Origin of the sequence: Neobacillus sp. SAB-20_R2A (genome assembly GCF_049568635.1) — a bacterium.
Lineage (GTDB): Bacteria > Bacillota > Bacilli > Bacillales > Cytobacillaceae > Neobacillus > Neobacillus citreus.
This window is the reverse complement of record NZ_CP145895.1, coordinates 3,425,062-3,449,652: the sequence shown is the minus strand read 5'-3', so window position 1 is coordinate 3,449,652 and position 24,591 is coordinate 3,425,062. Positions and strand designations below refer to the sequence as shown.

The 24,591-nt window shown below is 39.5% G+C and carries 24 protein-coding genes and 1 pseudogene; 18 read left to right on the top strand and 7 right to left on the bottom strand.

The annotated features are described in order from the left end of the window. The first annotated feature begins 9 nt into the window (after positions 1-9). From V5M37_RS16685 to V5M37_RS16670, 4 genes are read left to right on the top strand one after another with little or no spacing between them, the layout of a single operon-like run. Positions 10-1,359, top strand: coding sequence for an LLM class flavin-dependent oxidoreductase (locus tag V5M37_RS16685; protein WP_423802638.1), 1,350 nt, complete (start codon positions 10-12; stop codon positions 1,357-1,359). Beyond that, the gene (locus V5M37_RS16680) at positions 1,340-2,110 is read left to right on the top strand and encodes an ABC transporter ATP-binding protein (protein ID WP_423798296.1); all 771 of its coding nucleotides are present in this window, start codon (positions 1,340-1,342) and stop codon (positions 2,108-2,110) included. The genes V5M37_RS16685 and V5M37_RS16680 overlap by 20 nt, the downstream gene beginning before the upstream one ends. Positions 2,111-2,123: 13 nt before the next feature. Next, complete coding sequence (locus V5M37_RS16675) at positions 2,124-2,963, top strand: ABC transporter permease (protein ID WP_423798295.1); 840 nt, start codon at positions 2,124-2,126, stop codon at positions 2,961-2,963. A gap of 57 nt (positions 2,964-3,020) precedes the next feature. Next, complete coding sequence (locus V5M37_RS16670) at positions 3,021-4,037, top strand: aliphatic sulfonate ABC transporter substrate-binding protein (protein ID WP_423798294.1); 1,017 nt, start codon at positions 3,021-3,023, stop codon at positions 4,035-4,037. A gap of 122 nt (positions 4,038-4,159) precedes the next feature. Here V5M37_RS16670 and V5M37_RS16665 read toward each other — a convergent pair whose 3' ends face one another. After that, positions 4,160-4,240, bottom strand: coding sequence for a YjcZ family sporulation protein (locus V5M37_RS16665; RefSeq protein ID WP_423802637.1), 81 nt, complete (start codon positions 4,238-4,240; stop codon positions 4,160-4,162). Between the two features lie 367 nt (positions 4,241-4,607). On the opposite strand from V5M37_RS16665, the gene V5M37_RS16660 reads away from it, so the two are divergent. The 5 genes from V5M37_RS16660 (at position 4,608) to V5M37_RS16640 (ending at position 10,059) form a co-directional block, all read left to right on the top strand. Beyond that, on the top strand, positions 4,608-5,108 hold the full coding sequence (locus V5M37_RS16660; RefSeq protein WP_423798293.1) for a hypothetical protein: 501 nt from the start codon (positions 4,608-4,610) through the stop codon (positions 5,106-5,108). A 574-nt stretch (positions 5,109-5,682) separates the two neighbouring features. Beyond that, positions 5,683-7,050 (top strand): FAD-binding oxidoreductase, encoded by a 1,368-nt coding sequence (locus V5M37_RS16655; RefSeq protein WP_423798292.1) that lies wholly within the window; start codon positions 5,683-5,685, stop codon positions 7,048-7,050. 730 nt (positions 7,051-7,780) lie between these two features. Next, positions 7,781-8,158 (top strand): hypothetical protein, encoded by a 378-nt coding sequence (locus tag V5M37_RS16650; protein WP_423798291.1) that lies wholly within the window; start codon positions 7,781-7,783, stop codon positions 8,156-8,158. Between the two features lie 424 nt (positions 8,159-8,582). Then, positions 8,583-8,738, top strand: coding sequence for a hypothetical protein (locus tag V5M37_RS16645; RefSeq protein ID WP_213119337.1), 156 nt, complete (start codon positions 8,583-8,585; stop codon positions 8,736-8,738). Positions 8,739-9,114: 376 nt separating this feature from the next. After that, positions 9,115-10,059, top strand: coding sequence for an aldo/keto reductase family protein (locus V5M37_RS16640; RefSeq protein WP_423798290.1), 945 nt, complete (start codon positions 9,115-9,117; stop codon positions 10,057-10,059). A gap of 286 nt (positions 10,060-10,345) precedes the next feature. Here the strand turns inward: V5M37_RS16640 and V5M37_RS16635 are convergent, their stop codons facing one another. Next, on the bottom strand, positions 10,346-10,708 hold the full coding sequence (locus V5M37_RS16635; protein ID WP_423802636.1) for a VOC family protein: 363 nt from the start codon (positions 10,706-10,708) through the stop codon (positions 10,346-10,348). A 323-nt stretch (positions 10,709-11,031) separates the two neighbouring features. Between V5M37_RS16635 and V5M37_RS16630 the strand changes: the two genes are divergently transcribed. Then, positions 11,032-11,538 (top strand): CBO0543 family protein, encoded by a 507-nt coding sequence (locus tag V5M37_RS16630; protein WP_423798289.1) that lies wholly within the window; start codon positions 11,032-11,034, stop codon positions 11,536-11,538. Between the two features lie 167 nt (positions 11,539-11,705). On the opposite strand, the gene V5M37_RS16625 is transcribed toward V5M37_RS16630, so the two are convergent. From V5M37_RS16625 to V5M37_RS16615, 3 genes are read right to left on the bottom strand one after another with little or no spacing between them, the layout of a single operon-like run. Beyond that, positions 11,706-11,927, bottom strand: a complete 222-nt coding sequence (locus V5M37_RS16625) for a helix-turn-helix domain-containing protein (RefSeq protein ID WP_423798288.1) — start codon at positions 11,925-11,927, stop codon at positions 11,706-11,708. Between the two features lie 9 nt (positions 11,928-11,936). Next, positions 11,937-12,425, bottom strand: coding sequence for a DUF2975 domain-containing protein (locus tag V5M37_RS16620; RefSeq protein ID WP_423798287.1), 489 nt, complete (start codon positions 12,423-12,425; stop codon positions 11,937-11,939). A 34-nt stretch (positions 12,426-12,459) separates the two neighbouring features. Next, entirely contained in the window at positions 12,460-12,942 is a 483-nt protein-coding gene (locus V5M37_RS16615; RefSeq protein ID WP_423798286.1) for a DUF2975 domain-containing protein, read from the bottom strand. A gap of 222 nt (positions 12,943-13,164) precedes the next feature. On the opposite strand from V5M37_RS16615, the gene V5M37_RS16610 reads away from it, so the two are divergent. From V5M37_RS16610 to V5M37_RS16600, 3 genes and pseudogenes are all read left to right on the top strand, one after another. Next, positions 13,165-14,577 (top strand): FMN-binding glutamate synthase family protein, encoded by a 1,413-nt coding sequence (locus V5M37_RS16610; protein WP_423798285.1) that lies wholly within the window; start codon positions 13,165-13,167, stop codon positions 14,575-14,577. 2 nt (positions 14,578-14,579) lie between these two features. Then, on the top strand, positions 14,580-15,995 hold the full coding sequence (locus tag V5M37_RS16605; protein WP_423798284.1) for an FMN-binding glutamate synthase family protein: 1,416 nt from the start codon (positions 14,580-14,582) through the stop codon (positions 15,993-15,995). 160 nt (positions 15,996-16,155) lie between these two features. Beyond that, positions 16,156-16,272 (top strand): annotated as a pseudogene (locus V5M37_RS16600) (hypothetical protein); the annotation flags it as partial. A 296-nt stretch (positions 16,273-16,568) separates the two neighbouring features. On the opposite strand, the gene V5M37_RS16595 reads toward V5M37_RS16600, so the two are convergent. Further along, complete coding sequence (locus V5M37_RS16595; RefSeq protein ID WP_423798283.1) at positions 16,569-17,189, bottom strand: hypothetical protein; 621 nt, start codon at positions 17,187-17,189, stop codon at positions 16,569-16,571. A 1,028-nt stretch (positions 17,190-18,217) separates the two neighbouring features. On the opposite strand from V5M37_RS16595, the gene V5M37_RS16590 reads away from it, so the two are divergent. Together V5M37_RS16590 and V5M37_RS16585 are read left to right on the top strand one after the other, a co-directional pair. After that, positions 18,218-18,814: a hypothetical protein gene (locus tag V5M37_RS16590; protein ID WP_423798282.1), complete on the top strand. Its 597-nt coding sequence runs from the start codon at positions 18,218-18,220 to the stop codon at positions 18,812-18,814. 16 nt (positions 18,815-18,830) lie between these two features. Beyond that, the gene (locus tag V5M37_RS16585; protein WP_423798281.1) at positions 18,831-19,463 is read left to right on the top strand and encodes a hypothetical protein; all 633 of its coding nucleotides are present in this window, start codon (positions 18,831-18,833) and stop codon (positions 19,461-19,463) included. Positions 19,464-19,655: 192 nt separating this feature from the next. On the opposite strand, the gene V5M37_RS16580 is transcribed toward V5M37_RS16585, so the two are convergent. Beyond that, complete coding sequence (locus tag V5M37_RS16580) at positions 19,656-20,552, bottom strand: LysR substrate-binding domain-containing protein (RefSeq protein WP_423798280.1); 897 nt, start codon at positions 20,550-20,552, stop codon at positions 19,656-19,658. Between the two features lie 136 nt (positions 20,553-20,688). Here V5M37_RS16580 and V5M37_RS16575 point away from each other — a divergent pair, with 136 nt between their 5' ends. From V5M37_RS16575 to V5M37_RS16565, 3 genes are all read left to right on the top strand, one after another. Then, entirely contained in the window at positions 20,689-21,738 is a 1,050-nt protein-coding gene (locus V5M37_RS16575) for a carcinine hydrolase/isopenicillin-N N-acyltransferase family protein (RefSeq protein ID WP_423798279.1), read from the top strand. 36 nt (positions 21,739-21,774) lie between these two features. Beyond that, a complete protein-coding gene (locus tag V5M37_RS16570) occupies positions 21,775-22,515 on the top strand; it encodes a maleate cis-trans isomerase family protein (protein ID WP_423798278.1) in 741 nt (246 codons plus the stop codon). 249 nt (positions 22,516-22,764) lie between these two features. Then, a complete protein-coding gene (locus V5M37_RS16565; RefSeq protein WP_423798277.1) occupies positions 22,765-24,168 on the top strand; it encodes an NCS1 family transporter in 1,404 nt (467 codons plus the stop codon). Positions 24,169-24,591 lie beyond the last annotated feature (423 nt).

Sequence of the window (24,591 nt, the reverse complement as noted above, 5' to 3'; positions counted from 1 at the left end):
AAGCGTCAAATGAATTTAGGGGCATTTTTTATGATTCCAGGCCATCATGTAGCTTCTTGGAGGCATCCTGAGAGCCCCACAGAACAGATTCTATCTTTCGATTTATATAGGAAACTGGCAGAAACAGCAGAACGCGGAAAATTTGATATGATCTTTTTCGCAGACGGTTATGCGGTAAATGATCGAAATGGAGTCGGCATTGAGCAGAGCGTCAACGTAAGACCCGATCCGGTAACCCTGCTTGCCGCTTTAGCAGCAGTGACTATGCATATTGGATTGGCTGCCACAGCATCCACAACCTACAATGAACCTTTTCATCTCGCACGGAAGTTCGCAACTATTGATCATCTTAGCGGAGGGCGTTCTGCCTGGAATGTGGTGACATCCTCAAGCGAGGAAGAGGCGCTGAATTTCAGTAAGGAGCTTCATCTGCAACATGGGTTGAGGTACGAACGAGCCGAAGAATTTGTAGACGTGGTCAGGAAGCTTTGGGATAGCTGGGAGGACGATGCCCTACAAATAAACAAAGAATCTGCGAGATTTGCAGACCCTAATCTTGTGCATCGCTTAAACCATAAAGGGAATTGGTTTTCCATAAAAGGACCATTAAATATATCAAGACCTGTCCAAGGTCATTCGGTGATTATTCAAGCTGGTTCATCGGAAGCTGGGAAGGAACTTGCGGCGAAGACGGCAGAAGTCATTTTTACAGCCTGGCAAACAATCGGTGAGGCCCAAACCTTTTATCAGGACGTAAAAGGTCGCTTAAAGAAATATGGTCGAGCGGAGGACTCTTTGAAAATCATGCCAGGTGTGTTTCCGGTCATCGGAAGGACAGAGAAAGAAGCAAATGAAAAGAAACAACAACTGATTGAATTAATACCGGAAAAAGTTGGAGTTGGGCTGCTGTCATCGCTTATTAGCTTTGATTTATCGGGCTACCCAGTAGACGAGCCACTGCCAGAATTGCCGGATATAAACGATATAAACGGTGCGAAAACAAGATTCCAACTCATCAAGGATTTAGGAGACCGCGAGAATTTAACGATCCGTCAATTATACCAGCGGGTTGCGGGGGCCAGGGGGCATCGCGAGATCAAAGGAACACCTGTTCAAATCGCCGATCAGCTGCAGGAATGGTTTGAAAACGGGGCAGCGGATGGCTTCAATATTATGCCGCCGTATCTGCCAGGCGGCTTGGAGGATTTTGTTGATTTGGTCATTCCAGAACTACAAAACCGTGGACTGTTCCGAGAAGAATATTCAGGCCGGACCTTGCGAGAACACCTTGGCCTATTAAGACCAGCTAATCAATTTGAAAAAATAAAAGGAGACTACTATGACACTATTAGAAATTAACCAATTAAATAAAACCTTTGTAAAAGGAAGGGAGCAGACTCATGTTTTAAATAACATAGATTTACATGTCAAAAAAGGCGAGTTCATTACGATTATCGGGCCAAGTGGCTGCGGAAAAAGTACTCTGCTAAAGGCAATGGCGGGTCTGGATATGGAATATTCGGGTGTAATCAAGTTAGATGGAGAAAGGGTGACGGGTGCGAGTATTAAGCAAGGGGTTATTTTTCAAGAGCCCAGACTATTCCCATGGCTGACAGTTGAAAGGAACATCGCGGCAAGCCTTCCATTGACGGATAGCACAGTGAAAAAGAATGTAGAAAAGCTAATCAAGCTTGTCAGGCTGGGGGGATTTGAAAAAGCGTATCCAAAGGAACTATCTGGGGGAATGGCGCAGCGAGTATCAATCGCGAGAGCCTTGCTGAGAAAACCAAAAATCCTCCTTCTCGATGAACCCTTTGGCGCATTAGATGCGTTTACTCGTTCCCATATGCAGGATGCACTTTTGGATATTTGGAAGGAAGAGAAAACGTCGATGGTCTTTGTGACACATGATATTGATGAAGCGATATATTTGGGAAACAAAGTCGTGATCATGAGTGCGAGGCCAGGTACGATTCAAAAAATAATTAACATTGATTTGCCATTTCCCCGGAAAAAGTCAACCAAGTCCTTTCAAGAGTTCCGTCAACTCGTGTTAAGGGAATTCGAAAAAGTGGAAGAGTTAGAGTTAATCGATAGTGCCGGAATTTAAAGGAGGTTCATAAATGAGTAACCAATCAGCGATATCTTTGGATAAAGTAAACTCCTCTAAGAAGAGAGTTTTAAAAAGTAAGAGAGACCTAGGCAAGGTAACCATTATGTTAAAAGGATTTATTCTGCCAATCGTCATTTTGGTCATTTGGGAGCTGACAGGGGCGTGGGGCCTGATATCCCCGACATTATTGCCAAGACCCAGCGCGATCCTTACAACCTTTATTGATTTAGCTTTAACTGGTAATTTAATAGAACATTTTAAAATTAGTTTATGGAGAGCTTTAGGTGGATTCTTAATAGGCGGGACCCTCGGACTGTTGGTCGGAGTAGCGGTTGGTTTTAAAAAGAATATTGAACAAACGGTAGATCCGACCATTCAAATGCTTAGAACCGTACCTACTTTGGCGGTCATTCCATTGTTCATTCTATGGTTTGGGTTTGGTGAGGTTTCGAAAATATTGCTGATTGCCAAAGGGGCATTCTTCCCGCTATATGTGAACACGTTTTTAGGGATTAGAAGTGTGGACTCAAAATTGTTTGATGTGGCAAAAGTACTGGAGTTTAATCGCTGGCAGCTGATCACACGACTGATTTTACCTTCAGCGCTGCCTAACATTCTACTAGGATTGCGATTGTCTATCGGCGTAGCGTGGCTGGCGTTGGTCGCTGCTGAATTAATGGGTTCGAGTGAAGGGATCGGATATCTCATCATGGATGCACGGCAATTCTCGCAAACCTCGATTGTGTTTGTCGGGATTATCATTTTTGCTGTATTTGGTAAAGTTTCAGATTCTCTTGTAAAAGTTTTCGAAAAAAGGTTATTAAAATGGCAGGATAATTTCAAGGGATAAGGAGAACTTTTTTGGTTTAATCCGACTAATCATATAGGCTTAAAGGGAGGGAATTTAATGTCAAAGAAATTAGTACAATATTATAGTTTCTTATTCGTCATAGTCTTATTTTTACTAAGCGGCTGTGCTGAAGCTTCCAGTTCAGAAGCTTCGTTGAAGGCGGCAAAAAAGGATATTGTCGTGAACATAGGAGTTCAGGGGAAAACAGGGATTCTCCCCTATGCAAGAGATCATAAATACTTTGAAAAAGCCTTTGAAAAAGTGGGGGTAAAAGTGACTTGGAATGAGTTTGCAAGCGGACCGCCGCATTTTGAGGCATTGGCTTCAGGCAGACTGGATTTTGGTTCTGTGGGAGGAACACCTGTTATTGCGGGGCAGTCAGGGAATATCGATTTTAAGGCCATTGCTGTTACAGCTGATGGGAGAAAGGGAAACTCTATTTTAGTACCGAAAGGAAGCTCCATTAAAGAATTGAAGGATTTAAAAAATAAGAAAATAGCTGTCGCAAAAGGCAGCAGTGCCTATAACTTTTTATACATGGCATTGGATCGTGCCGGCTTAACGGATAAAGATATCGAGCTTATTCAGCTCCAGCCGGATGAAGCGCGGCCAGCATTGGATAATGGTTCCATTGATGCTTGGTCGGTGTGGGAGCCTTATGTGACGACTGCTGTGTTTCAAACGGGAGCAAAGGTATTGGCATCCGGAGAGGATTTGAATATAAATGCACCTAGCTTTCTGATTGCCAGAACAAAATTTACCGAAGAACATCCCGATTTAACCGTCTTATTTTTAAAAACATATGAAGAGGTCCGTAGGCACTACGTCGAAAACCTTGACGAGGTAGCAAAGGAGATCGCGCAATCACAAAAGGTTGACGTAAAAATCATTGAAACGGTTTTGAAAAAAAGTGATCCTATTTTGTCTCCGGCAACAGCTGAATTTAGCAAAGCACACCAGAAACAAGCTGACTTTTTATATTCTGTTGGTGGTATTAATAAAAAACTGGATACGTCCAAAGTAATCGAGAACAAATTTGTAGAGCAGGCGTTGAAGGAGTTAACAAACAAATAATGTATATGGAAGGGGAGATAAGTCCCAATCTTATCTCCTTCCATTGATTATTAAGTAGAAAAATAGAAGCGCCAATAGACGCTTCTATCCATAATATGAGTCGTTACAATTTTGATACTAACTTAGTACACCATCATAAACTGTGTACCAACGATAATCAAGAGGATGAAAAGCACTACGATTAACGCAAAAGATGTGCCCATTCCATGTCCGTCAGACAAAATGTATCACCTCCTTATCTCTAAGGGATAGTACATGCTATGCTGAAACGAGTATGAGTGAAATGGACAAGCATGGAATTATACTGACATAATAATGTTTATTTGGATTAATTCTAAACAACAAAAGATAGGATAAAACCAGCCAGAGGTATTGCCCGAACTAGTGGTCTCTTTGGACAAAAACGGTGAGGAACACAGAGGAAATGTCCGAAAATGGTTAACAAAAACAACAAATACCGCCTGATCGAACTTTGTGAGGGGCGCAAATCACCTCTATTATTATAAATAATTTAATACCCTGAGAGACATAATAAAATTAAGAATTCCTGTAAAATAAGGTGGAGTTATTATGTCTTCAAAAAATCAGCGGCTATTGAATATTGCACTGATAATAATCTCTTGGATTACAGTGCCTCTGTTGGGGGTTCAGAATTTCAAAAGATTTTTACCTGCCTCAATCCTTGCTGTACTATTGTGTGGTGTAGATGCTAAGATTGGAAAAAAACGCAGGTGGTGGGTTTTTTATAATAAGCCCCAATCATTAATAGGAAATGAATTACCTTTTCTCATTGGTCCGATGTTAGTGATCTCATTATGGATATTAAAATGGTCTTATGGAAATTTTAAAAAGTTTATTATGTTAAATGCTATTGGGGATGTAATTTTTGTATATCCGATAACAAGGTTATTTACAAAAATAAAATTATATAGACTTGTTAAATTTAACGAATTCCAGTTCTTTTTATATTTCTTTTACAAGGCTTTTCTCTTTTATGGATTTCAAAGCTTTTTTGAAAAATACAGAAAAAAGCTTCCCCAAAAAAAGATCCACAACCTTGAAAACGATTGAAATATTTTCATGGTTTGTAGCAGGTGTTTTAATGAATAGCTTTTGTATGGAACATATAAAAAAACACAGGATTAGCACGTGAATTCAGGTATTTCAAAAGGATGTATTGGCTTCAATAATATTTGGTACGTAGGTTTAAATAACTAAGTTAAATCCTTATCGCTTTCCCTGTACCCAAACAAGTGTTACAGTCTTGGACATAAACAGATTCAAAGCCTGAAGAAAAAAATCCCCTTCCTGAGCAATCAGGACATATTCCCCTTTGAATTTTTTTCTCTCGCCGTTTTTCTCTGCTATTACCGAAGATGGCTAATAAAACCATGCTAACACCTCCAAACTTCCTCCTTATTATTAACTTTTAAAATCCTTAAATACTTTTCTACACAAATTTAATTTGTTATCAAAGGAATTTCATTGGACCATCATGAATGCTTCACGGCTTTGCTCCACCTTTTACCTGTTGAAATAAAAAATGATTTTTCAACATTTATTTAAAATTCAAAACAGTCACACTACTTTAAATAATGGTATATTAGTAATGGGTCATTATATCTAATACAAGGAGTGTGAAAATGTGTTTAATATACTTGAAAATCAGATTGGTAGTCGATTACTACTGCCGGGGAATGAACGCTATGAGGAAACAAGAAAAGTCTGGAATACGGCAGTTGATAAACAGCCGGCAGCCATTGTCGTTTGTGAATCAGAGGAAGATGTGAGTGCAGGAGTAAAGTTCGCAAAGGAAAATCATCTATCCATCTCCATTCGCGGTGGCGGACATCATGTTGGCGGCTTTGCGGTTTGTGATGGAGGCTTGATGATTGATTTATCACAAATGCGGAGTGTGGTGGTGGATGAATCTAGACAAGTGGCACTCGTAGAAGGTGGCGCGACACTTGGAGATATTGACCTTGAGACGCAAAAATATGGATTAGCGGTACCGACTGGAACGGTTTCTGAAACAGGTGTGGCAGGTCTTGCTTTGAATGGCGGGCTTGGCTATTTAAGAGGAAAGTATGGTTTAACATGCGATAATATCGTTGGTGCAAGAGTGGTAACAGCAGACGGGAAGGCCATTGATGTGAATGAAGAAAACCATCCTAACCTGTTTTGGGCCATCCGTGGCGGTGGCGGCAATTTTGGTGTCGTCACGAAGTTTGAATTTGCCTTACATAATGTAGGACCAGAAGTATTTGCACTTGACGTCATGTACGATCTTAAGGATGCAAAAGAAATCATTCAAAAACTGCAAGCATTCTTGGAACAAGCCCCTGATGAGGCAGTTTCTATTAATCTAACGGCAACCGTATTACCACCTGCTCCATTTTTACCAGAAATCTTACATTTCAAAAAGGTCATTATGTTTACAGGAATTTACGCCGAAGATGTATCAGAAGGAGAAACCATTTTAAAGCCGCTGCGCGAATTGGCAGAACCAATCATGGATCATACAGGTGTAATGCCATTTGCAGAATACCAAAAGAAGCTTGACCCGATGGTACCTGAACACGTTCGTGTTTATGGAACCTCGTTGTACTTTGATCAACTAACGGATGAAATTATCGACCAGCTTCTATATAAAATCTATAATGCACCTGCTCCAAGTATTTTGGTACAGCTATGGGCACTTGGCGGAGAAATGAACCGAGTACCAGCAACGGCGACACCATATGCCATTAGGGATGCGAAATTTGTCCTGTTGGTTGATTGCATGGCTATGGCAGGGGATGACGACCTTTGTAAACAATGGATCGATTCTGTCTACGGTGGATTGCTGCCATTTTCACATAAAAAGGCATCCTATCTCAATGCAATTGGTTCAAATGAAGAGGCGACAACCAATGCATTCCAAGAAAACTATGCAAGATTGGTAGAGATTAAGGAAAAATACGATCCAGAAAATCTTTTCCGCCATAACCATAATATTAAGCCATCAAAGTAAGTAGCAAAATATTATTTGATAATAGTTTGAAAGGGATATAGGATTGATTTTCGAGGCTGCTAGCTACACTTTTGCAACAAGGATTAACCCATTTATGAGTTAATCCTTGTTGTATGTTAATAGGAGCATTTAAATATCATCGGAATATCTGAACGAAGTGAATCTTCGGACAAAACTGGTGAAAAAAACAGAGAAACTGTCCGAACCTGGTGCCCCTTCGGACAAAACTGGTGAAAAAAACAGAGAAACTGTCCGAACCTGGTGCCCCTTCGGACAAAACTGGTGAAAAAAACAGAGAAACTGTCCGAACCTGTGGCCCCTTCGGACAAAACTGGTGAAAAAAACAGAGAAACTGTCCGAACCTGTGGCCCCTTCGGACAAAGCCGGTAAAAAAAGCAGAGAAACTGTCCGAATCTGTGGCCCCTTCGGACAAAGCCGGTAAAAAAAGCAGAGAAACTGTCCGAACCTGTGGCCCCTTCGGACAAAACCGGTAAAAAAAGCAGGGGAACTGTCCGAACCTGTGGCCTCTTCGGACAAAGCCGGTGAAAAAAGTAGAGGAACTGTCCGAACTAAGTAGAAATTCCCAAAAAATATCCGCCGATCAGTGTTTCCGATAGTTTAATAGCCAATTCGTATATTTCCCTGTGGAAATGATTGGTAGTTCCTCGCAGTCTGTTGTAAAATAGGCATAATCAGTTGTCATCTCGCGATATCAAGGTAGGTGTTCCTCATGGGCAAATGGATTAGAACAGGAACGATTATAGTAATTTTATTCGGAGTCTTAATGATTTATCTGAAGGATATTTATTATCCTGCTCTTCCGATCGAATCAGTTTCAAAATCGGAAGTAATAAACAAGGTGAATAAATCGAATGGAAATATTGTTAAAATTATAGATGAAAACAGTTACCAGTGGTATATATCAGAAATGAAACAAGGAAGAGCGTATGAAAATTTAAAAAGATTGATGGAAGATAAAGGCTGGTTTTTTAAAGAACAACTAGGTTCGGGCTTTGTTTTTCAAAATGAAAAAGGTGAAATAATGGTTTCAAGTGAAATGTGGACTAGAAAATATGTAATCTTTCATTTCCCAAAAGGTATTGGATGACCATGTTTCAAGAAGGTTATAAACAATAATTTTATTATGTTAACTAAAAAACACCATTCAATAGCGTTTAAGTGTTTTAGTTTACAATCTTACTAGGATAAAAAAACACACTTCAAAAATGAGTGTGTTCTTTACCATAATTAATGACCCGCAACCTTCTCAAGTCCACCAGGCTTGTTATGAACGGCAATTTTATCAATAAGTTTAATACTTCAGCGTTGAGTAAAAAGCGGAGGCGGTCGAACCAAGCTACTTTCGCTTTTTTTAATATGCAGTTTGCAGACCGTACAAGAAGATACAAATAAATTTAACAAATTTCCCCTTAACCTGTTAAAATGAAACCATATACTACTAGTGAGACCCAAATAATGCTAATCCGGTGGATTGCCCAAGGAAAATGTGAAGGTGATAGGGGAGATATATAGTGAAAAAGAGGTCAAGGTTGCGCAGACGTATTCGGGAATGGCTAAATAAAAGACGAGTGCGGAAAGAAGAAAACCCGCTCCCTAGTTTTTCAAACCGTAGTATAAATGACCGTCAGCAGCAATTAAACAAGCCGGAAGAATTGTCTAATGATTAACCAACTAACCTAAGGAAATGGCTGATATCAGTTCAAAAAAAATAGGTCCAAACAAAAATGACGTGTGCTAATACACGTCATTTTGAGTTGTATTAAGAAATCATGATTGAAAAATGAATAAGGTAAAATAAAAGAGGGGTTGCTTCGAGATTCGAGAAAAAATGGTGATGAATACTGGAGTTTATGGGAAATAAGCCTAAAAATAGCTATTGCTATCGTGGCAGCTTGTACAACAGAAATGGATTTGGTGTCATGCAAAAAGTCCATTCTTTTTGGCCTTTTCTTTATTTTGGAACAAGTTGCAAAATATTGGACATAGAGACAAAACATATAGTATTTTTATTTTGTGTCACGAAATTATTTGGGAGGGATAAACATGGAATACCGTCGTTTAGGAAATACAGGACTAAAAGTGAGTGAAATAAGTTTAGGCAGCTGGCTTACATATGGCGGGTATGTAGAGGAACAAAATGCTACAGCTTCAATCGATAAAGCCTATGACCTTGGGATAAACTTTTTTGATACTGCCAATGTTTATATGCGCGGGGAAGCAGAAATTGTAGTCGGAAAAGCCCTAAAGAAGTTCGTACGTGATTCCTACGTTTTAGCCACAAAGGTATTCTGGCCAATGGGTGATGGGCCGAACGATCGTGGGTTATCCCGAAAACATGTAATGGAACAATGTCATGCGAGTCTAAAACGCCTGAACACAGATTATGTGGATATTTATTATTGTCATCGTTTTGATCAGGAAACGCCGCTCGATGAAACATTGCGGGCCTTAGATGACCTTGTACGCCAAGGAAAAGTATTATATATCGGAGTTAGTGAATGGACAGCTGAGCAAATTACAGAAGCGGTTCATCTTGCAGACAAAAAACTCCTTGACCGAATTGTTGTGAATCAGCCACAATACAGTATGCTTCAACGGTATATTGAAAAGGACGTCATCCCAGTATGTGAAAAACATGGCATTGGCCAAGTCGTTTGGTCTCCTCTTGCCCAGGGTGTTTTAACTGGTAAATATCAGAAGGGTTCTCAGGCTCCTGCAGGAAGCCGTGCATCACAAGAAAAGTACGGTAATCTTTTTGGATTACTCACTGAGGAGAATCTTGATAAAGTGGAACTCCTAAAAGAGGTTGCCAAAGACAATGACATGTCACTTGTCACCCTGGCACTATCGTGGATTTTACGACAACAAAATGTATCCAGTGCTCTTGTAGGGGCAAGTCGTCCTGAACAAATGGAGGAAAATGTAAAAGCATCAGGCGTAAAGTTAAATGCTGAAACCCTCGCTCGAATTGAGGACATTTTAAGATAAGGCTTCCGTTAAGAATATATTTTTTCTTTGAAAAATTAGGAAGAAACACCGTAGAATTGGTGTTTCTTCTTATTCGAATATCAGTTAATGGTAGAAAAGCAATATATTTGAAATGACTTTGCCTTAAGGAGGTAAGGTCATTTTTTTTATTGCACAGTCGGCTTTCTTGTTATATAGCTGTCGAATAAGCAATTTGCTGAATAAAAAAGAGAGCGGCGAACCACTCACTTAATCACTTTTGAGATTTAATATATCCCTTTTTTACGATCTCCTATACTATCTTCATTTATCTTTCTACCAATTCTAACTTCTCACCATTCGGACCTTGGAAAAAGGCGATTTTCACTTTATCATTTAAAATGCTTCGAGGTTCTTCATCTACTAATATGATTCCTGCTTCTTTTAGGCGTTCGAGTTCAGCTTCAATGTTTTCAACAGTAAAGGCCAAGTGGTTCACGATTCCTTCGTTTTCCACCTTGCCGCCGTGGACAAGTTCAACCTCTACACTCGGCTGTTCTGGAAAAAATAAAAAAGCGAGCTCAACACTGTCATTTAACCACTCTCTATTTCTTAATTCTAAACCGAGGATGTTTTGATAGAACGCTAAAGACTCGTCCATGTCATTGACCATAATTCCCACATGTTCCATTTTCACAATGCATTCCTCCTTACGGAAGTAGTATGTAGCGTCCTTTTATATAATACTCTATATTTGATTGTTTCAATAGCGAACAATTCAAAGGCGGGGTAACAGAGGAAATTATTGAATATATGACCGATCATGATAAGTTGTCATCAACAGTCTGGTGGAAACAACCCATTTTCATAACAAAGAAATAAGTGTGACCAAATTCGGGGAATGGGAGCTGACCCTCTGTTTACCACAAATATTAGAAGAGGAGTTGGTACCTATAATAATTCCACATTTTACTGGGAATTATAACTGTATTTCATACAAGGGAATGGTTTCATATGTATATTTTTATAAACGCTTTATACGTAATTGCAGGTATAATTTGGGGTGATTGGAGAAATTGGAAACAATATTATTCAACCATTCTTTTCTTTATAATAGGGGATTTTTTACATAATTTTTTACTTTATCAAAAATCTATGTGGATATTCCATGATTTAATCTTACCTAAACATACAATAATTTCTCTTGTGCAAATGGTTTTTTCATACAGTGCAACTACGTTGATTTATTTAGGGAGATTTCCTAATAGCTTGGGAAAACAGTCTTTATGGTATTTGCTATGGTGTGGGATGTATTTATTAATTGAATATATTAATTACAAGTTAAAATTCATAACTTATCATCATGGTTGGAATTTTGGTTGGTCAGTTATCTTTACGGGCATCATTTTCTTTATTTTACCTATTCATCAAAAAAGGCCACTGTTAGCGTGGTTTGTATCCATTATCATTGTCTTATCTTTATTGGGTATCTTTAATGTGAAGATTAGCGATATGAAATAATTCGCGAAAAATTTAAACATAAATATGTAATCAATATCCAAAGATTATCCATCAAATGAGCAATTCTAAAACTTAAAAACGTATCGAAAAAAAGCGAAGGCGGTCAAATCAATCCGTCCTCGCTTTTTTCTGAACAAGTTGCGACAGTTGAAGAAATTTGTTGTTTACTATTGTTGAGCCGCCTCGTCATTTTTATATTCTAAAATGTCTCCAGGTTGGCATTCTAATGCCTTGCAAATACCCTCTAAAGTGGAAAAACGAATGGCCTTGGCCTTTCCATTTTTCAAGATAGAGAGGTTAGCCATCGTAATTCCGACCCTCTCCGAAAGCTCTGTTACGCTCATTTTCCTTTTAGCCAGCATCACATCAATATTAATTATGATCGACATGTTTTCACCTCACACTATTAGATCATTTTCAGATTTTATATCAATGACTACTTTTACAAGTTTTTGGAGGACGCCAACAAAGGTTGCGATTATGCTTGAAGCAAAAGTGAGCATAAATCCCAAGCTTATAATACCTGTTATGTCTTCACCTGTACCTGCACTCAATATAACGACAGATATGATTCCAGCTGCAATAAAAGCAATGATGCTAGTCGCACAACGTTTGATTACCTTCAATGCCCTTAAAGATAATTCCGTGAATGCATTGTTTTTATCAATGTAAATTAAAAGTTTAAATGCTTGATACAACGCGATAAAAAATGGCTTAGAGAATAAATAAGCAACCAGTAAAAAGGGATATTGCAAGTAAGCAGTCTCTGGATGCGCTTCTGCATCTCTACTGGCGATCTCAGGCAACAGAAATATGCATAAACCAAGTGCGACAATTCCGATAAGAATAATTACTCCTTTTAGGAAAAAAGTTGCCGATCGGTTCATAAAAAACACCTCACAAATGAATTGTAATACAAACCTAGACCGTTAAGTCATTTTCAGATTTGATATCAATCGCTTCTTTTAACAGTTTTTGAAGAACAGCTGCAAAGACGGCAATCACCATGGAAGCAAAAGGAACAACCAATCCGACAAAGATGACACCCGGGGCGTCGTCTTTCTCCGCAAAGAGATAGAAGAGCGGCAAGACTAGCACATGTAAACAACTAATTGTTATGGCACAGTATTTGATTTTCTTTAATGCTTTTACAGATAAATCGGAGAAAGCAGTATTTTTGTCAATATAGCGTAAAAGTTTGAAAGCCTGATACAAAGCAAAGTAAAAGGGGATCGCCGATGCATCAAAAACGATGGCAACCCCATATTTTATAAAAGCAAAGTCAGGAAGCAAATTTGCTGCAAGTTTTCCTAACTCAGGCACCAAAAAGATGCACAAAGCAAGAACAGGGATCCCAATCAGAATAACTGCTATCTTCAGGAATAGTGTTGATACATGTTTCATAAACAGCACCTCACAAATTTATTGTTAATGTGAATGTAACACGAAATTTATTGATTATCAATAAATTTTTATTTTTTATTATGATATTTTTGTCGTTATAAATACATAGTTTTTAAAGATTGCTCCAATTTTTTCTTAGTATCATCTTGATATTTATAGAATTAGCATTTTTTGGAATATACTAGTATTGGTTGATACTATTCAGATTTTGGAGAAATAACGATGGCGAATATCTTATATTACTTGACCTTTGGAATGGTTGCGTGTTTTTTTATCATTTTTATATTCATGCTTTTTGGTTGGCGTTGGATCATGAAACGGATGGTAAAGCAAATGGGAAAGATTATTTTAACAGACAATTATCAAGAAAATGTGATGGAATTGATGCCCGGTCTCCGGCATATGGGCATTCAAAATATGCTCGAAAATAGCTTACGGGCGGAAACAGGCGATGTTCTCCACCGTCCGCTTGGCTCATCAAAAAAATGGCCGCATTTAGATTCGATTACCTTTATACCTGCCCAAACATCACCTTTTCCGATTGACAGTGAAGAAGATGTTGATGTGGAAGTAACCATTGGGCCTCAAGCAAAAAAACCGATGAAAATAAAAATCCCGTTAATGATCAGCGGCATGGCCTATGGGATTGCTCTCAGTGAGGAAGTGAGACTTTCATTGGCACACGCAGCGAATAATGTTGGAACCGCCATTAATTCTGGAGAGGGGGCCGTTTTGCCTGAGGAAATCAATGTCGGAGGAAAATATATTTTACAGTTTTCTAAAACAGATTGGTCAAAAGAGGAAGAATTAATTAAACAGGCCGATATGATCGAAATTAAGTTGGGACAAGGCGCATTATTCGGCACAGGTGGGAAAATCTCTCCAAAAAATTTAACGGGCCGCGCGCGTGAACTGATGGGGTTAAAGGAAAACGAGGATGCCGTGATTTATGATAATTTTGTTGTAGATCAAACGCTGGATGATTTGAAAGAACTTGTTGATGAGCTTCGGAGTATAACAGGTGGTGTTCCCATTGGCGTAAAAATTGGGGCGGGCGGAAAAATTGAAGAAGATATTGATCATTTAATCTATATGGGTGTTGATTATATAGCAGTTGATGGAGCACAAGCTGCCACACTCGGTTCCCCCCCTATTTTAGCTGACGACGTTGGAATCCCAACTCTGCATGCGATTGTCAGGGCTGCTATTCATCTAGAAAAGAGAAACATGAAAGGAAAGATTAGTTTAATTGCCTCTGGCGGACTTCTCGTACCCGGGCATTTTTTAAAAGTGCTCGCCCTTGGAGCCGATGCTGTGTATTTAGGCTCCTCTATGTTATTTACTGTTTCGCATCCGCAATCATTGAATGCCCTTCCGTTTGAACCGCCGACACAAGTTATTTGGAATCAAGGAAAATACAAGGATCAATTTAAGATTGAAGTAGGGGTAAAATCCGCGGAGAAATTCTTAACAGCGTGTACAGAAGAAATCAAGATGGCATTACGAGCAATGGGTAAGCGTTCTTTAAAAGAGTTATCAAAAAAGGATCTGGTATCCTATGATGAATTGACTGCCCAAATGGTAGGAATTCCGTTTTCCTTTGATCCATGGGAAGAAAAACAATTGGAGAACTGACTATGGCGAACATTTTATTTAATTTGACTTTTGCACTACTGTCCCTATTATTTGTCATATTTCTATTCATGCTTATTGGTTGGCGCTGGATGATGAAACGAATAGTGAAATTGGCTGGTAAAATTATTTTATCTGACAGTTATCAAGAAAATATTATGGAACTGATGCCTGGCCTTCGGCATATGGGCATTCAAAATGTGCTGGAAAATAGCTTACGGGCAGAAACAGGAACTGTCCTTTTTCGCCCGCTCGGCGGCTCTGCAAAAAAATGGCCGCATTTGGAACCCATTACTTTTATCCCGGCACAAACATCACCATTTCCCATTGATGGTGTAGATGAGGTAGATGTTACCGTTACCATTGGACCAAAGGCAAAAAAGCCAATGAAAATTGAAATTCCATTGATGATCAGTGGAATGGGCTTTGGGATTTCACTTAGTGAACAAGCTAGACTTTCTTTGGCTAAAGCAGCAAATAAGACAGGAACGGCGATTAACTCTGGTCAAGGTGGAATTCTACCCGAAGAATTAAACGCTGCGGGAAAGTATATTTTACAAATTTCTAAAACAGATTGGGCAAAGGAAGACCACTTATTGAAGCGTGCTGATATGATTGAAATTAAATTAGGCCAGGGCGCTTTAGCGGGAATGGGCGAAAAAATTTCGCCACAAAGGTTAACAGGCCGTGCCCGTGAAGTAATGGGACTTAAGGAAAATGAAGAAGCAGTCATTTATGAAAATTTTTTCGAAGATCAAACATTGTTAGATTTAAAACAACTTGTGGATGAACTTCGGGTACAATCTGGTGGAGTCCCCATAGGTGTCAAAATTGGCGCAGGTGGAAAAATGGAAGAAGACCTTGATCATTTACTCTTTATGGGTGTGGATTTTATTACCATTGACGGCGGACAAGCAGGCATGCACGGGGCACCGCCTATATTGTTTGATGATTTTGGAATCCCGACTTTACATGCTGTGGTGAGAGCTGTGAACCATCTAGAAAAAAGAGAGATGAAGGGGAAAATTAGTTTAATCGTATCAGGAGGCATGTTAGTGCCCGGACACTTCTTAAAAGTGCTTGCACTCGGAGTCGATGCTGTATATGTAGGCACCGCCATGCTGTTTGCTCTTGCACACGATCAAGTATTGAATGCCCTTCCATTTGAACCACCTACACAAGCAATATGGTATGACGGCAAGTTCAAGGATCAATTTAAAACCGAAGACGGGGAAAAAACAGCGGAGAAATTCTTAACAGCTTGTACTGAAGAAATGAAAATGGCATTAAGATCAATGGGAAAACGCTCTTTAAAAGAGTTATCAAAAAAAGATTTAGTTTCCTATGATGAATTGACGGCTAGAAAGGTCGGAATTCCGTTTTCCTTTAGACCATGGGAAGACAAGCAAGTTGAGAATTAGTCATGATAGAAAAAGATTAATCCCCCAGCCATTGGATGGGGGATATTTTCGGGCGCCAAGTTGCGGATAAGGCCCTGGAACTTGCGGATGAGGACCCGCAACTTGCGGATAAGGCTCTGCAACTTGCGATGAGGTTCGCCAACTTGCGTTTAAGTCCCCGCAACTTGCGGATAAGGTGCCGCAACTTGCGGATGGGGCCTACCAACTTGCGCTTAAGTCCCCGCAACTTGCGATAGGGTCCGCCAACTTGCGGATAAGTCCCCGCAACTTGCGATAGGGTCCGCCAACTTGCGGATAAGGTCCTGGAACTTGCGGATGAGGCCCACCAACTTGCGCTTAAGTCCCCGCAATTTGCGATAGGGTCCGCCAACTTGCGGATAAGATGCCGCAACTTGCGGATGAGGCCCACCAACTTACGCTTAAGTCCCCGCAACTTGCGGATAAGGTCCACTTATCAACTAATAGAATGAGATAAAAATCCGGATACAACCATGGTATCCGGATTTTAACATAAAATTCGATCCATCTTAGATAATCCGTATAAATAGATAACCAGAATATACTGCTTCCTACTTATCTTGAAAAGTTTTCGATGATCGCAGGGATCATTTCATAAAAAATCTCAAGAAACATATTGACCAGCATGACGGCTGCGGGTATGACTAGAATGGCACAGCTTATATAAGCAAGTTTCAGCCTGCCATTTGATTGCTCCATCCATTTGGTTATACGTTCGATGGACCATACAAGAAGAAATGCCCCAATAAAAAACAATGCCGAAAACAATGAGATGCCTAATGGGGCTTGCGGTCCAAATAATTCGTTGTTTGGATTTGACAAAAACAAAGGGGTACCAAAGCTTATTAAGCTAAGCAGACCAAAGTAAAATCCCTTTCGTCCCCAGCGCATTCTTGAGGTTTGAAAAAGAATCGTGTAAATGATACTGTTGGCCAGTGTTACGGCAATTCCTAATATAACGATCATCAATGTCCCGGAAAAATGGAATCCACTCGCCATATGCGGGAAGAAAAACGCAATGATTCCCATCACCAATCTCAATAAAAGCCCAAAAATAAAGCCAGTGAAAATGGCTCCCGTAAAGGAAATACCAAAATTCCTTGCGATTCTTTTACTCCGTATTGAGGCGGTTTCCTTTACTACTTCACCGCTTTGCTCCTCCTTTATAATAATCACTCCTTGCTCAAATTTTATCATCAGTTATTGCAATATTATGTTTATTCGGGGTTACGTGTCAGTACGATTGAAATTGTTAAGAAAAGGGCCTTTTGCCGCATGCTAAGAACATGGTAATTCTAAAACTCAGAGTCCATGAAAAAGGGACGATCGTCACGGTAGTTATAGGGAGGTTCATAACGCCTGAACTGTAGAAAAGGCCTTCGTCCCGGTAGTATTGAAGATTCATAACGCCCAAACTGTTGAAAGAGCGATCGTCCCGGTAGTATTGAAGATTCATAACGCCCAAACAGTTGAAAGAGCGATTGTCCCGGTAGTTATGGGAGGTTCATAACGCCCGAACTGTAGAAAAGACGATCGTCCCGGTAGTTATGGGAGGTTCATAACGCCCGAACTGTAGAAAAGACGATCGTTCCGGTAGTTATGGGAGGTTCATAATGCCCGAACTGTAGAAGAGACGATCGTTCCGGTAGTTATGGGAGGTTCATAATGCCCGAACTGTAGAAGAGACGATCGTTCCGGTAGTTATGGAGGGTTCATAACGCCCGAACTGTCGAAGAGGTGATAGTCCCGGTAGTTATAAGAAGGATCATAACGCCCGAACTGTAAAAAGGGGGTTCGCCCCGGTAGTTATAAGGAGGACCATAACGCCCAAACTGTTGAAAGAGCGGTCGTCCCGGTAGTTATGGGAGGATCATAACGCCCGAACTTTTGAAAAAGCTATGGCCCCGGTCATTATGAGAAGTATATGGCCAGTTGTGCTACTTCACGACATGACCGTGAGTTCAACATGCAGCGAATTGATTCGGGAATACTTAGTATTTATTAGGTTTACCATTTATGGTAAGCCTGTTTTTTTCTTTTGCGTTAAAATGGAAACAGGTTGGAAATTTAGTGGAAAGGGATGAAATTGGATAGGTTTGAAAAACTTATTATTTCATAAATTCACCATAAAGAGATTGTCCCTCTTTATCTGTTAATCTAATTAATTTTTAAAAAATAATAATTTAAAAGGGGAGAGAACAAGCATGAAAAAATTGACAAGTCTTTTTCTAGCGGCGATGTTGCTATTCTTAGTTTCATGTTCAGCTGAAAAAACAGACAAACAACCTAAGGAAACAGAAAAAACAAAAAGTGAGGCCGTGAATGTTGATAAAGGACTATTGAGTGTCACCATCACTTTGCCGGCCACCATGTTTGAAGATCAAAACGTTGACGAAGTAGTGGCAAATGCACAAAAAGAGGGAATCACTGCTACGAAAAATGCAGACGGTTCGGTCACTTACAAAATGTCAAAATCGAAACATAAAGAAATGATGCAGGAAATGAAAACGACTGTCATCCAAACGATCAATGACGCCAAAACCGGTAAAGATTTTCAATCTATTAAAGACATAACATACAAGGATGATTTCTCTGAATTTACTCTTGTAGTAGACAAAGCAGCTTACGAAAACAGCTTCGATGGATTCGCCGCACTGGGTCTCGGGATGTCAGGGATGATGTATGAATTATTTAATGGAGTGAAGCCGGAAGAATATAAAGTTACCATCAATATTAAAGACCAGGCGACTCAAAACGTATTTGACCAAATCGTTTATCCAGATGCATTAGATAAAAAATAGAAAAGGGGAAACAGTTATGAAAAAGATGGGGTTATTTTTAGTATCCTTAATAATCATTCTTGCACTAGCTGCGTGCGGGCAAGACACGAAAGATGTGGCAGTCAAGAATACAGACGCCGCAAAACAAGAACAGCCAAAGAAGAATGAGGAAAAGAAGCAAGAGCAAACGGTATCAAAACTAGGTTCTCGCACCAACCCAGTACCATTTCAAAAAACAGCAACTGTGGATGATGAATTGTACAATGATGCAGGAGAGTCATTTCCCATCAAATTTGATTTAACGATGGAGGAAGTCACTCGTGGTGACGCAGCTTTTCAAAAATTAAAAGCAATGAACGAATTCAATGAGCCAGCACCAGAAGGATATGAATGGGTACTGGTTAAAGCAAAAGTAAAATTCACTGAATCAAAAACACAAGATTTATCCTTTAACATTGATGGAATCATGAATTTTAAGATGGTCAGCGAGAGTGGAGACATCTATTCTGGTGATGCATATGGTACAACTGATCCAGACTTTTCATTTGAAATGTACGTGGGAAATGAAAAAGAAGGGTATATTGCTGGACTTGTCAAAACCGGAGAGAAGGCGCAGCTTCGCTATGAAGAATTGATGGATGGACAGGTTTTCTTTAACTTGCAATTATGATAATTCTTCAAAATAAATTTAGTAAGATATTGATAAAGATGAAAGCGAAAGTGATTAAGCCTAAAAAGCCGGATACGTCTAGTGTATCCGGCTTCTTAGATTTAGGAAGAAGGAGGTTAAGGACGATGTAAAAGCAGTGCTATTTGTTGGTTCTTGTTATTAATGATATCTAAAAATCCTAATTAATTTTTTTTAGCCAGAAGTAACATGTGTATTTTTAGAAAAAATGATTTCCTTAAACATATCGACATTTTTATTCGCAGATATGGTGGGTTTTGTCACCCAGTAAAATTTTTGCAACATATTATGTCCAGAAATTCTCATGACTTTTAGAGTACCTTTTTGCACTTCATTTTTAACAGCCGAATAAAATACAATTCCTACTCCTAACCCATTTTCTACTGTCCGTTTCATTGCCTCAGTATCCCCGATTTCCATCGAATTCGAGGGAGTAAATTCTATCCCAAGCTGTCTCAATGTATTCTCCGCAAGCTTATGAGAACCAATCTCCATAATAATGAAATTTGCCTCAAGCAGCTCTTTGATCCCTAATTCATCGTCTTGCGCCCAAGGATGATCCGGTGAGAGGATTAACACAATCTCGTCTTCCGCGAATGGTTCTTCTATCAGCGAATTCATTTTTACTTCCTCCACGATAAGTGCCACATCAATTTCATCATTTAATAGTTTTCCAATAACTTCTTTCGTTCTCCCAACCTTCACTTGAATAACATTATCTTCCATATACCTCTTACACTGGGAGATAATTCTTGGAAGAAAATAGGTACCAATCGTTAAACTTGTCCCCACTTTGATTGGGTTATTACTAGTTTGTTGTTCTTGGGTGGCGAGGAATGATTCGTCATATAATGAGAGAATTTTCTCCACATAGGTTACTAATGTTTCGCCTGCAGGAGTCAATGAAATATTCTTCGAGCGAATAAATAATGGAACATTGTACAACTTTTCCAGGTTTTTAATATGTTGGCTGACAGCAGGCTGGGATATATGTAATTTTTCTGCTACTTTAGAAAAATTCTTATCCTTCGAGAGAGTTAAAAAAATACGATACATTTGCTCAATGTCCATAGGATTCCCTCTTTCTTATACCTATAAGCATTGACTTATAGGACATATAAAAAATCAGTATTTCCGTAATAACTTAATTTTAATTATAATCCAATTAATCGAATATTCAATATTTTTAAAGTTAAGGGGGAGAAAAGTGAAAATCATCTTAAACCTAGTAATAGTAGGGGCCATTCTTCTTATTTTTGGCTCCGATCACTCGGTATTAGCCGCTTGTACGATAATGGGAGCAACTGGTACAGCGACTCTTGGCAGGCGTGTGTTTTTGGCATCTACCAGTGATAATCCTTACCTCGAAGGTCCGAGAAAACCTGTCGTTGTTACCATCCCAAAAGACGGGGGATATAAATTTGTGCATACCCCTTGCCTGATTAAAGACTCTTCCGGGGAACTGGTTGATATCGGTTCGGATAGGGGGATGAATGAAACTGGTTTTTCCTGGACGAGAGCATGGGTTGTTCCGAAAGAAGGGGAAGATCCTGAAAAATTAGATGCAGTTGATTGGTTTTTAAAAATGGGAGCAACGGTTTCGACGGTCGATGAGGCCATCACATTTGTGAAAGAGAATCCAAAAGGATTCGGCACCCAGGGAAATTACCTTTTTGCGGATCGGAATGGGAACATGGCTGTTGTAGAAGTTGGCTATATGACGGTTACGGTGGCCGAAACATTCACAAGCAAAGACAAAGGGATAGCAGCAAGGGCGAATAGGTGGGAAACTGATCTGATGGTACCACTCGATGATAGCAAAAGAGGAAATACCATTCATTTTGATTCCTCTGAATTCCGTTATCATCGAGCAATGAGTCTCTTAAAAGAAAACGTATCACAAATTGATGTAGAAACGATGAAAAAACTAATTAGTGATCGAACGCCTGACCCAGGATCACCGCACGAAAAGTCAATTTCCAATCATGGTCTTCAAAGCGGTACCGTCAGTACCGAGATTTATGATCCACAAAACCTTACATTCTGGTATACATACGGCTGGCCTGACGGTGAAGAGGATCACGTCGATTCTGCTATCTTTGGTGAAAATAAAAATACCTGGGGCCAATGGATTCCGTTTGTGTTAACTGAACTGGAAGAGGAAGGGTATTACACTGATTGGGCTGGGAACATCACTCCAATCGGTGCTAGATATTTAGGAAGGAAAATTGGCAATGTTGATAGCGCTTTATTTTAAAAAAAATAAACCATAAATTACAGGAGGTAAATCAATATGAACGAACCTAAAAAAATCGGAATGCTGACACCATCATCGAACACAGCTTTGGAGCCGATTTGCTCGAGAATGCTGCATGAAGTTCCGGAGGTAACTTGTCATTATAGCCGGTTCGAAGTGACGAAAATCTCACTGGAGCAGGATTCATTAAGTCAATTCAATATGGAACCCATGCTTCGGGCGGCAGAATTACTGGCACACGCCGAAGTCGATGTGATTGCTTGGAATGGAACATCAGGCGGATGGATCGGCTTTGATGTAGACCGAAAGCTATGCGAAGAGATTACGAAAAGAACAGGAATCCCGGCAACCACGTCCATGTTATCGCAAATAAGAGCATTTAAAGAGCATGATATTAAATCCGTCCACCTTGTCACTCCGTATATTTCTGAAATTAATAGATTAATTGCGGAACAATACAAAAATGAGTGTGGAATAGAAACGGTGAATAGTTCCGGACTCAATATTACACACAATCGTTCGTTTAGTTTGGTACCTCAGGAAAGAATTGAAGAGCAAATTAACGAAGTGACTGTTTCTCCTGCAGATGCTTTAAGCATTGTTTGCACGAATTTTCCTCCAGTTGCTAGGGTTAATTATTATGAAGAAAAATACAACATGCCGATGTACGACACGATTAATGTGCTTATTTGGGAATGTTTAAAAATGGTAGATGTAGATCCTGCCAAAGTAAAAGGGTGGGGAGCATTGTTTTCTAGGGCAACCGTACACCAATAAATTAAACCATGCTGGTCATCATCTGGAAGATTAGTAAACAAGCTTATTCTCTGGGCTGATAGTGCAGCAAGGAATGAAAACGCTTTATAAGGATGTATGAGCACATACAAGAATCAATGAGTTGCCATAAGAAAGTGGTGTGGATGGACTAGCTAGAACCCATATTTTACGGGAACTTCAGGTGGTAATGAAATTCTCAACAAAAATCTGGTCATAAGTATCACTTTTTAAAATAAAGGGGGAGCTATGATGACAAGTCCAGTAATTCAACCAAATCAAGAAAGTCAACCAATACAAGGATATGACATTACAGGAGTAGAAGAAAGTTTACGGCCAAATGACCCTGAAAAAAGAATCATGAGTCCACTAAGTTTTGGACTGGCGTTCACAGGGGATGGAGTAAGTTTAGGCAATATGGCGATTGGAACGGGATTGGTTGTGGCGGGAACCGCAACCATGAATTTCATGCAAACGATGGTTTCGTTGCTTATTGCAACAACTATTATCGGTGCTGCTTTTCTAATGAATGACAGTTTTGGCTATCGCAATGGTGTACCGTATGTCATTCATTTAAGAATGGCGTTTGGGATGAAGGGAGCCATTCTTTCGTCCATCCTGAGAGGCGTTCCTGCAATCGTTTGGTATGGGTTTCAGTCGTGGATTGGAGCAACCGGATTAAGTGAAATTATCAGAATTGCAACTGGTGGAAAAATTGATAGTATTCCTATTAGTTTTGTTATTCTTCTAGTCATCCAAATTGTTTTATCTTTAAAAGGTTTCCACACTATTAAGTGGTTGAACTCCCTAATTGCCATCGTCCTAATGTCATCATTTATTTATGCGGCTGTAGTAGTTTTAAAAGACCATAGTGCAGTCATTCATTCAACCTGGGTAGAAGCAAAAGGAACATGGGGACTCCCATTCTGGTCATTCACTATGGCCTTCCTAGGAAACTACGCTGCGCTTTTCCTAAGTGCATCTGATTATTCACGTGAATTAAAAGTAGGAGTAACAGCACCTAAACGGTTTCTCATGTACTTTACTCCGGTTACGGTAACGTATTTTACGGTCATGAGTCTTGGCGTCATGCTTGCTGCTGCAACAGGTCTTGCGAACCCTGTTCAAGCGTTCGCAAAAATTGTTAACAATGATTATATTACGTTCATCGTTTCCTTTTTCGTTGTTCTTGGAGCTGTTGCTGTTAACCTGATTGCCAACATTGTTCCGGCAGCCTACATCATTCAATTGTTTACAAAAGTAAAATATAAAGTTTCAGTCGTTATTGCAGGCTTGCTTGCAATGGTATCATTCCCTTGGAAATTGATTCAGCCTGGTTCATCAGATGGACTCCGAATCTTTATCCTTACCTATTCTGCCTTCTTAGCACCAATCACGGCAATATTAGTCGTTGACTATATCCTATTGCGGAAGAAAAAGGTAGATATTAATGAATTATACAATCCGAATGGTCAGTTCAGCGGGTTAAATATGGCTGCAGTGATCGCCATGGTCTTTGGCGCAGCCAGTGCCTTTACTGTTGTCGATCTTGGCTGGCCGATTGGATTAGTGGTGGGCGGAATTTCTTACTACTTGCTGAATAAATATGGATTTAAACAATCTGTATTTAAAAAAGGAACCATTTTTGAAGAATAGATTTAACACCTAAAAGTCAATTGAACCGAACTTAAACTGCACCTCCATGGTTTTTGTTTAGGTGTTGGGATTACAAGTGTGGAAAACGAAATAGAGTGATAGAGCAGGGTGTTTTAACATCAATATAGGCTGTTTTCGTAAACTTTGTTGTTATGCAAAAAAGTAGTGGTTGGAATGAGCTTCACTCTGCGAAAAAGCTTGATTATGGGTTGGCACCCTTGGAAGTAATAAATAAGCGGAAGTTTTTCCGTTATTTGCAAAATGGAGTTTATTTAGTAAAAAATAAGCGGAGGTTTTTCCGTTATTCAATAAAAAGCTCCCGATTTTAGCGGTTTAAAATCAAATAAGGGAAATTCCTCCTTCTATTTCAGCTAATTTACAGCCATTTTCCTAAATAAGGGGAATTTCTCCCTCTATTTTTTT

Coding starts and splice junctions, on each gene's coding strand:
- V5M37_RS16675 (WP_423798295.1), top strand. CDS start 2,124: ATGAGTAACCAATCAGCGATATCTTTGGATAAAGTAAACTCCTCTAAG.
- V5M37_RS16580 (WP_423798280.1), bottom strand. CDS start 20,552: ATGGACATTGAGCAAATGTATCGTATTTTTTTAACTCTCTCGAAGGAT.
- V5M37_RS16565 (WP_423798277.1), top strand. CDS start 22,765: ATGACAAGTCCAGTAATTCAACCAAATCAAGAAAGTCAACCAATACAA.
- V5M37_RS16665 (WP_423802637.1), bottom strand. CDS start 4,240: ATGGGCACATCTTTTGCGTTAATCGTAGTGCTTTTCATCCTCTTGATT.
- V5M37_RS16610 (WP_423798285.1), top strand. CDS start 13,165: ATGGCGAATATCTTATATTACTTGACCTTTGGAATGGTTGCGTGTTTT.
- V5M37_RS16570 (WP_423798278.1), top strand. CDS start 21,775: ATGAACGAACCTAAAAAAATCGGAATGCTGACACCATCATCGAACACA.
- V5M37_RS16680 (WP_423798296.1), top strand. CDS start 1,340: ATGACACTATTAGAAATTAACCAATTAAATAAAACCTTTGTAAAAGGA.
- V5M37_RS16630 (WP_423798289.1), top strand. CDS start 11,032: ATGTATATTTTTATAAACGCTTTATACGTAATTGCAGGTATAATTTGG.
- V5M37_RS16640 (WP_423798290.1), top strand. CDS start 9,115: ATGGAATACCGTCGTTTAGGAAATACAGGACTAAAAGTGAGTGAAATA.
- V5M37_RS16660 (WP_423798293.1), top strand. CDS start 4,608: ATGTCTTCAAAAAATCAGCGGCTATTGAATATTGCACTGATAATAATC.
- V5M37_RS16670 (WP_423798294.1), top strand. CDS start 3,021: ATGTCAAAGAAATTAGTACAATATTATAGTTTCTTATTCGTCATAGTC.
- V5M37_RS16585 (WP_423798281.1), top strand. CDS start 18,831: ATGAAAAAGATGGGGTTATTTTTAGTATCCTTAATAATCATTCTTGCA.
- V5M37_RS16590 (WP_423798282.1), top strand. CDS start 18,218: ATGAAAAAATTGACAAGTCTTTTTCTAGCGGCGATGTTGCTATTCTTA.
- V5M37_RS16650 (WP_423798291.1), top strand. CDS start 7,781: ATGGGCAAATGGATTAGAACAGGAACGATTATAGTAATTTTATTCGGA.
- V5M37_RS16625 (WP_423798288.1), bottom strand. CDS start 11,927: ATGTCGATCATAATTAATATTGATGTGATGCTGGCTAAAAGGAAAATG.
- V5M37_RS16685 (WP_423802638.1), top strand. CDS start 10: ATGAATTTAGGGGCATTTTTTATGATTCCAGGCCATCATGTAGCTTCT.
- V5M37_RS16620 (WP_423798287.1), bottom strand. CDS start 12,425: ATGAACCGATCGGCAACTTTTTTCCTAAAAGGAGTAATTATTCTTATC.
- V5M37_RS16635 (WP_423802636.1), bottom strand. CDS start 10,708: ATGGAACATGTGGGAATTATGGTCAATGACATGGACGAGTCTTTAGCG.
- V5M37_RS16605 (WP_423798284.1), top strand. CDS start 14,580: ATGGCGAACATTTTATTTAATTTGACTTTTGCACTACTGTCCCTATTA.
- V5M37_RS16615 (WP_423798286.1), bottom strand. CDS start 12,942: ATGAAACATGTATCAACACTATTCCTGAAGATAGCAGTTATTCTGATT.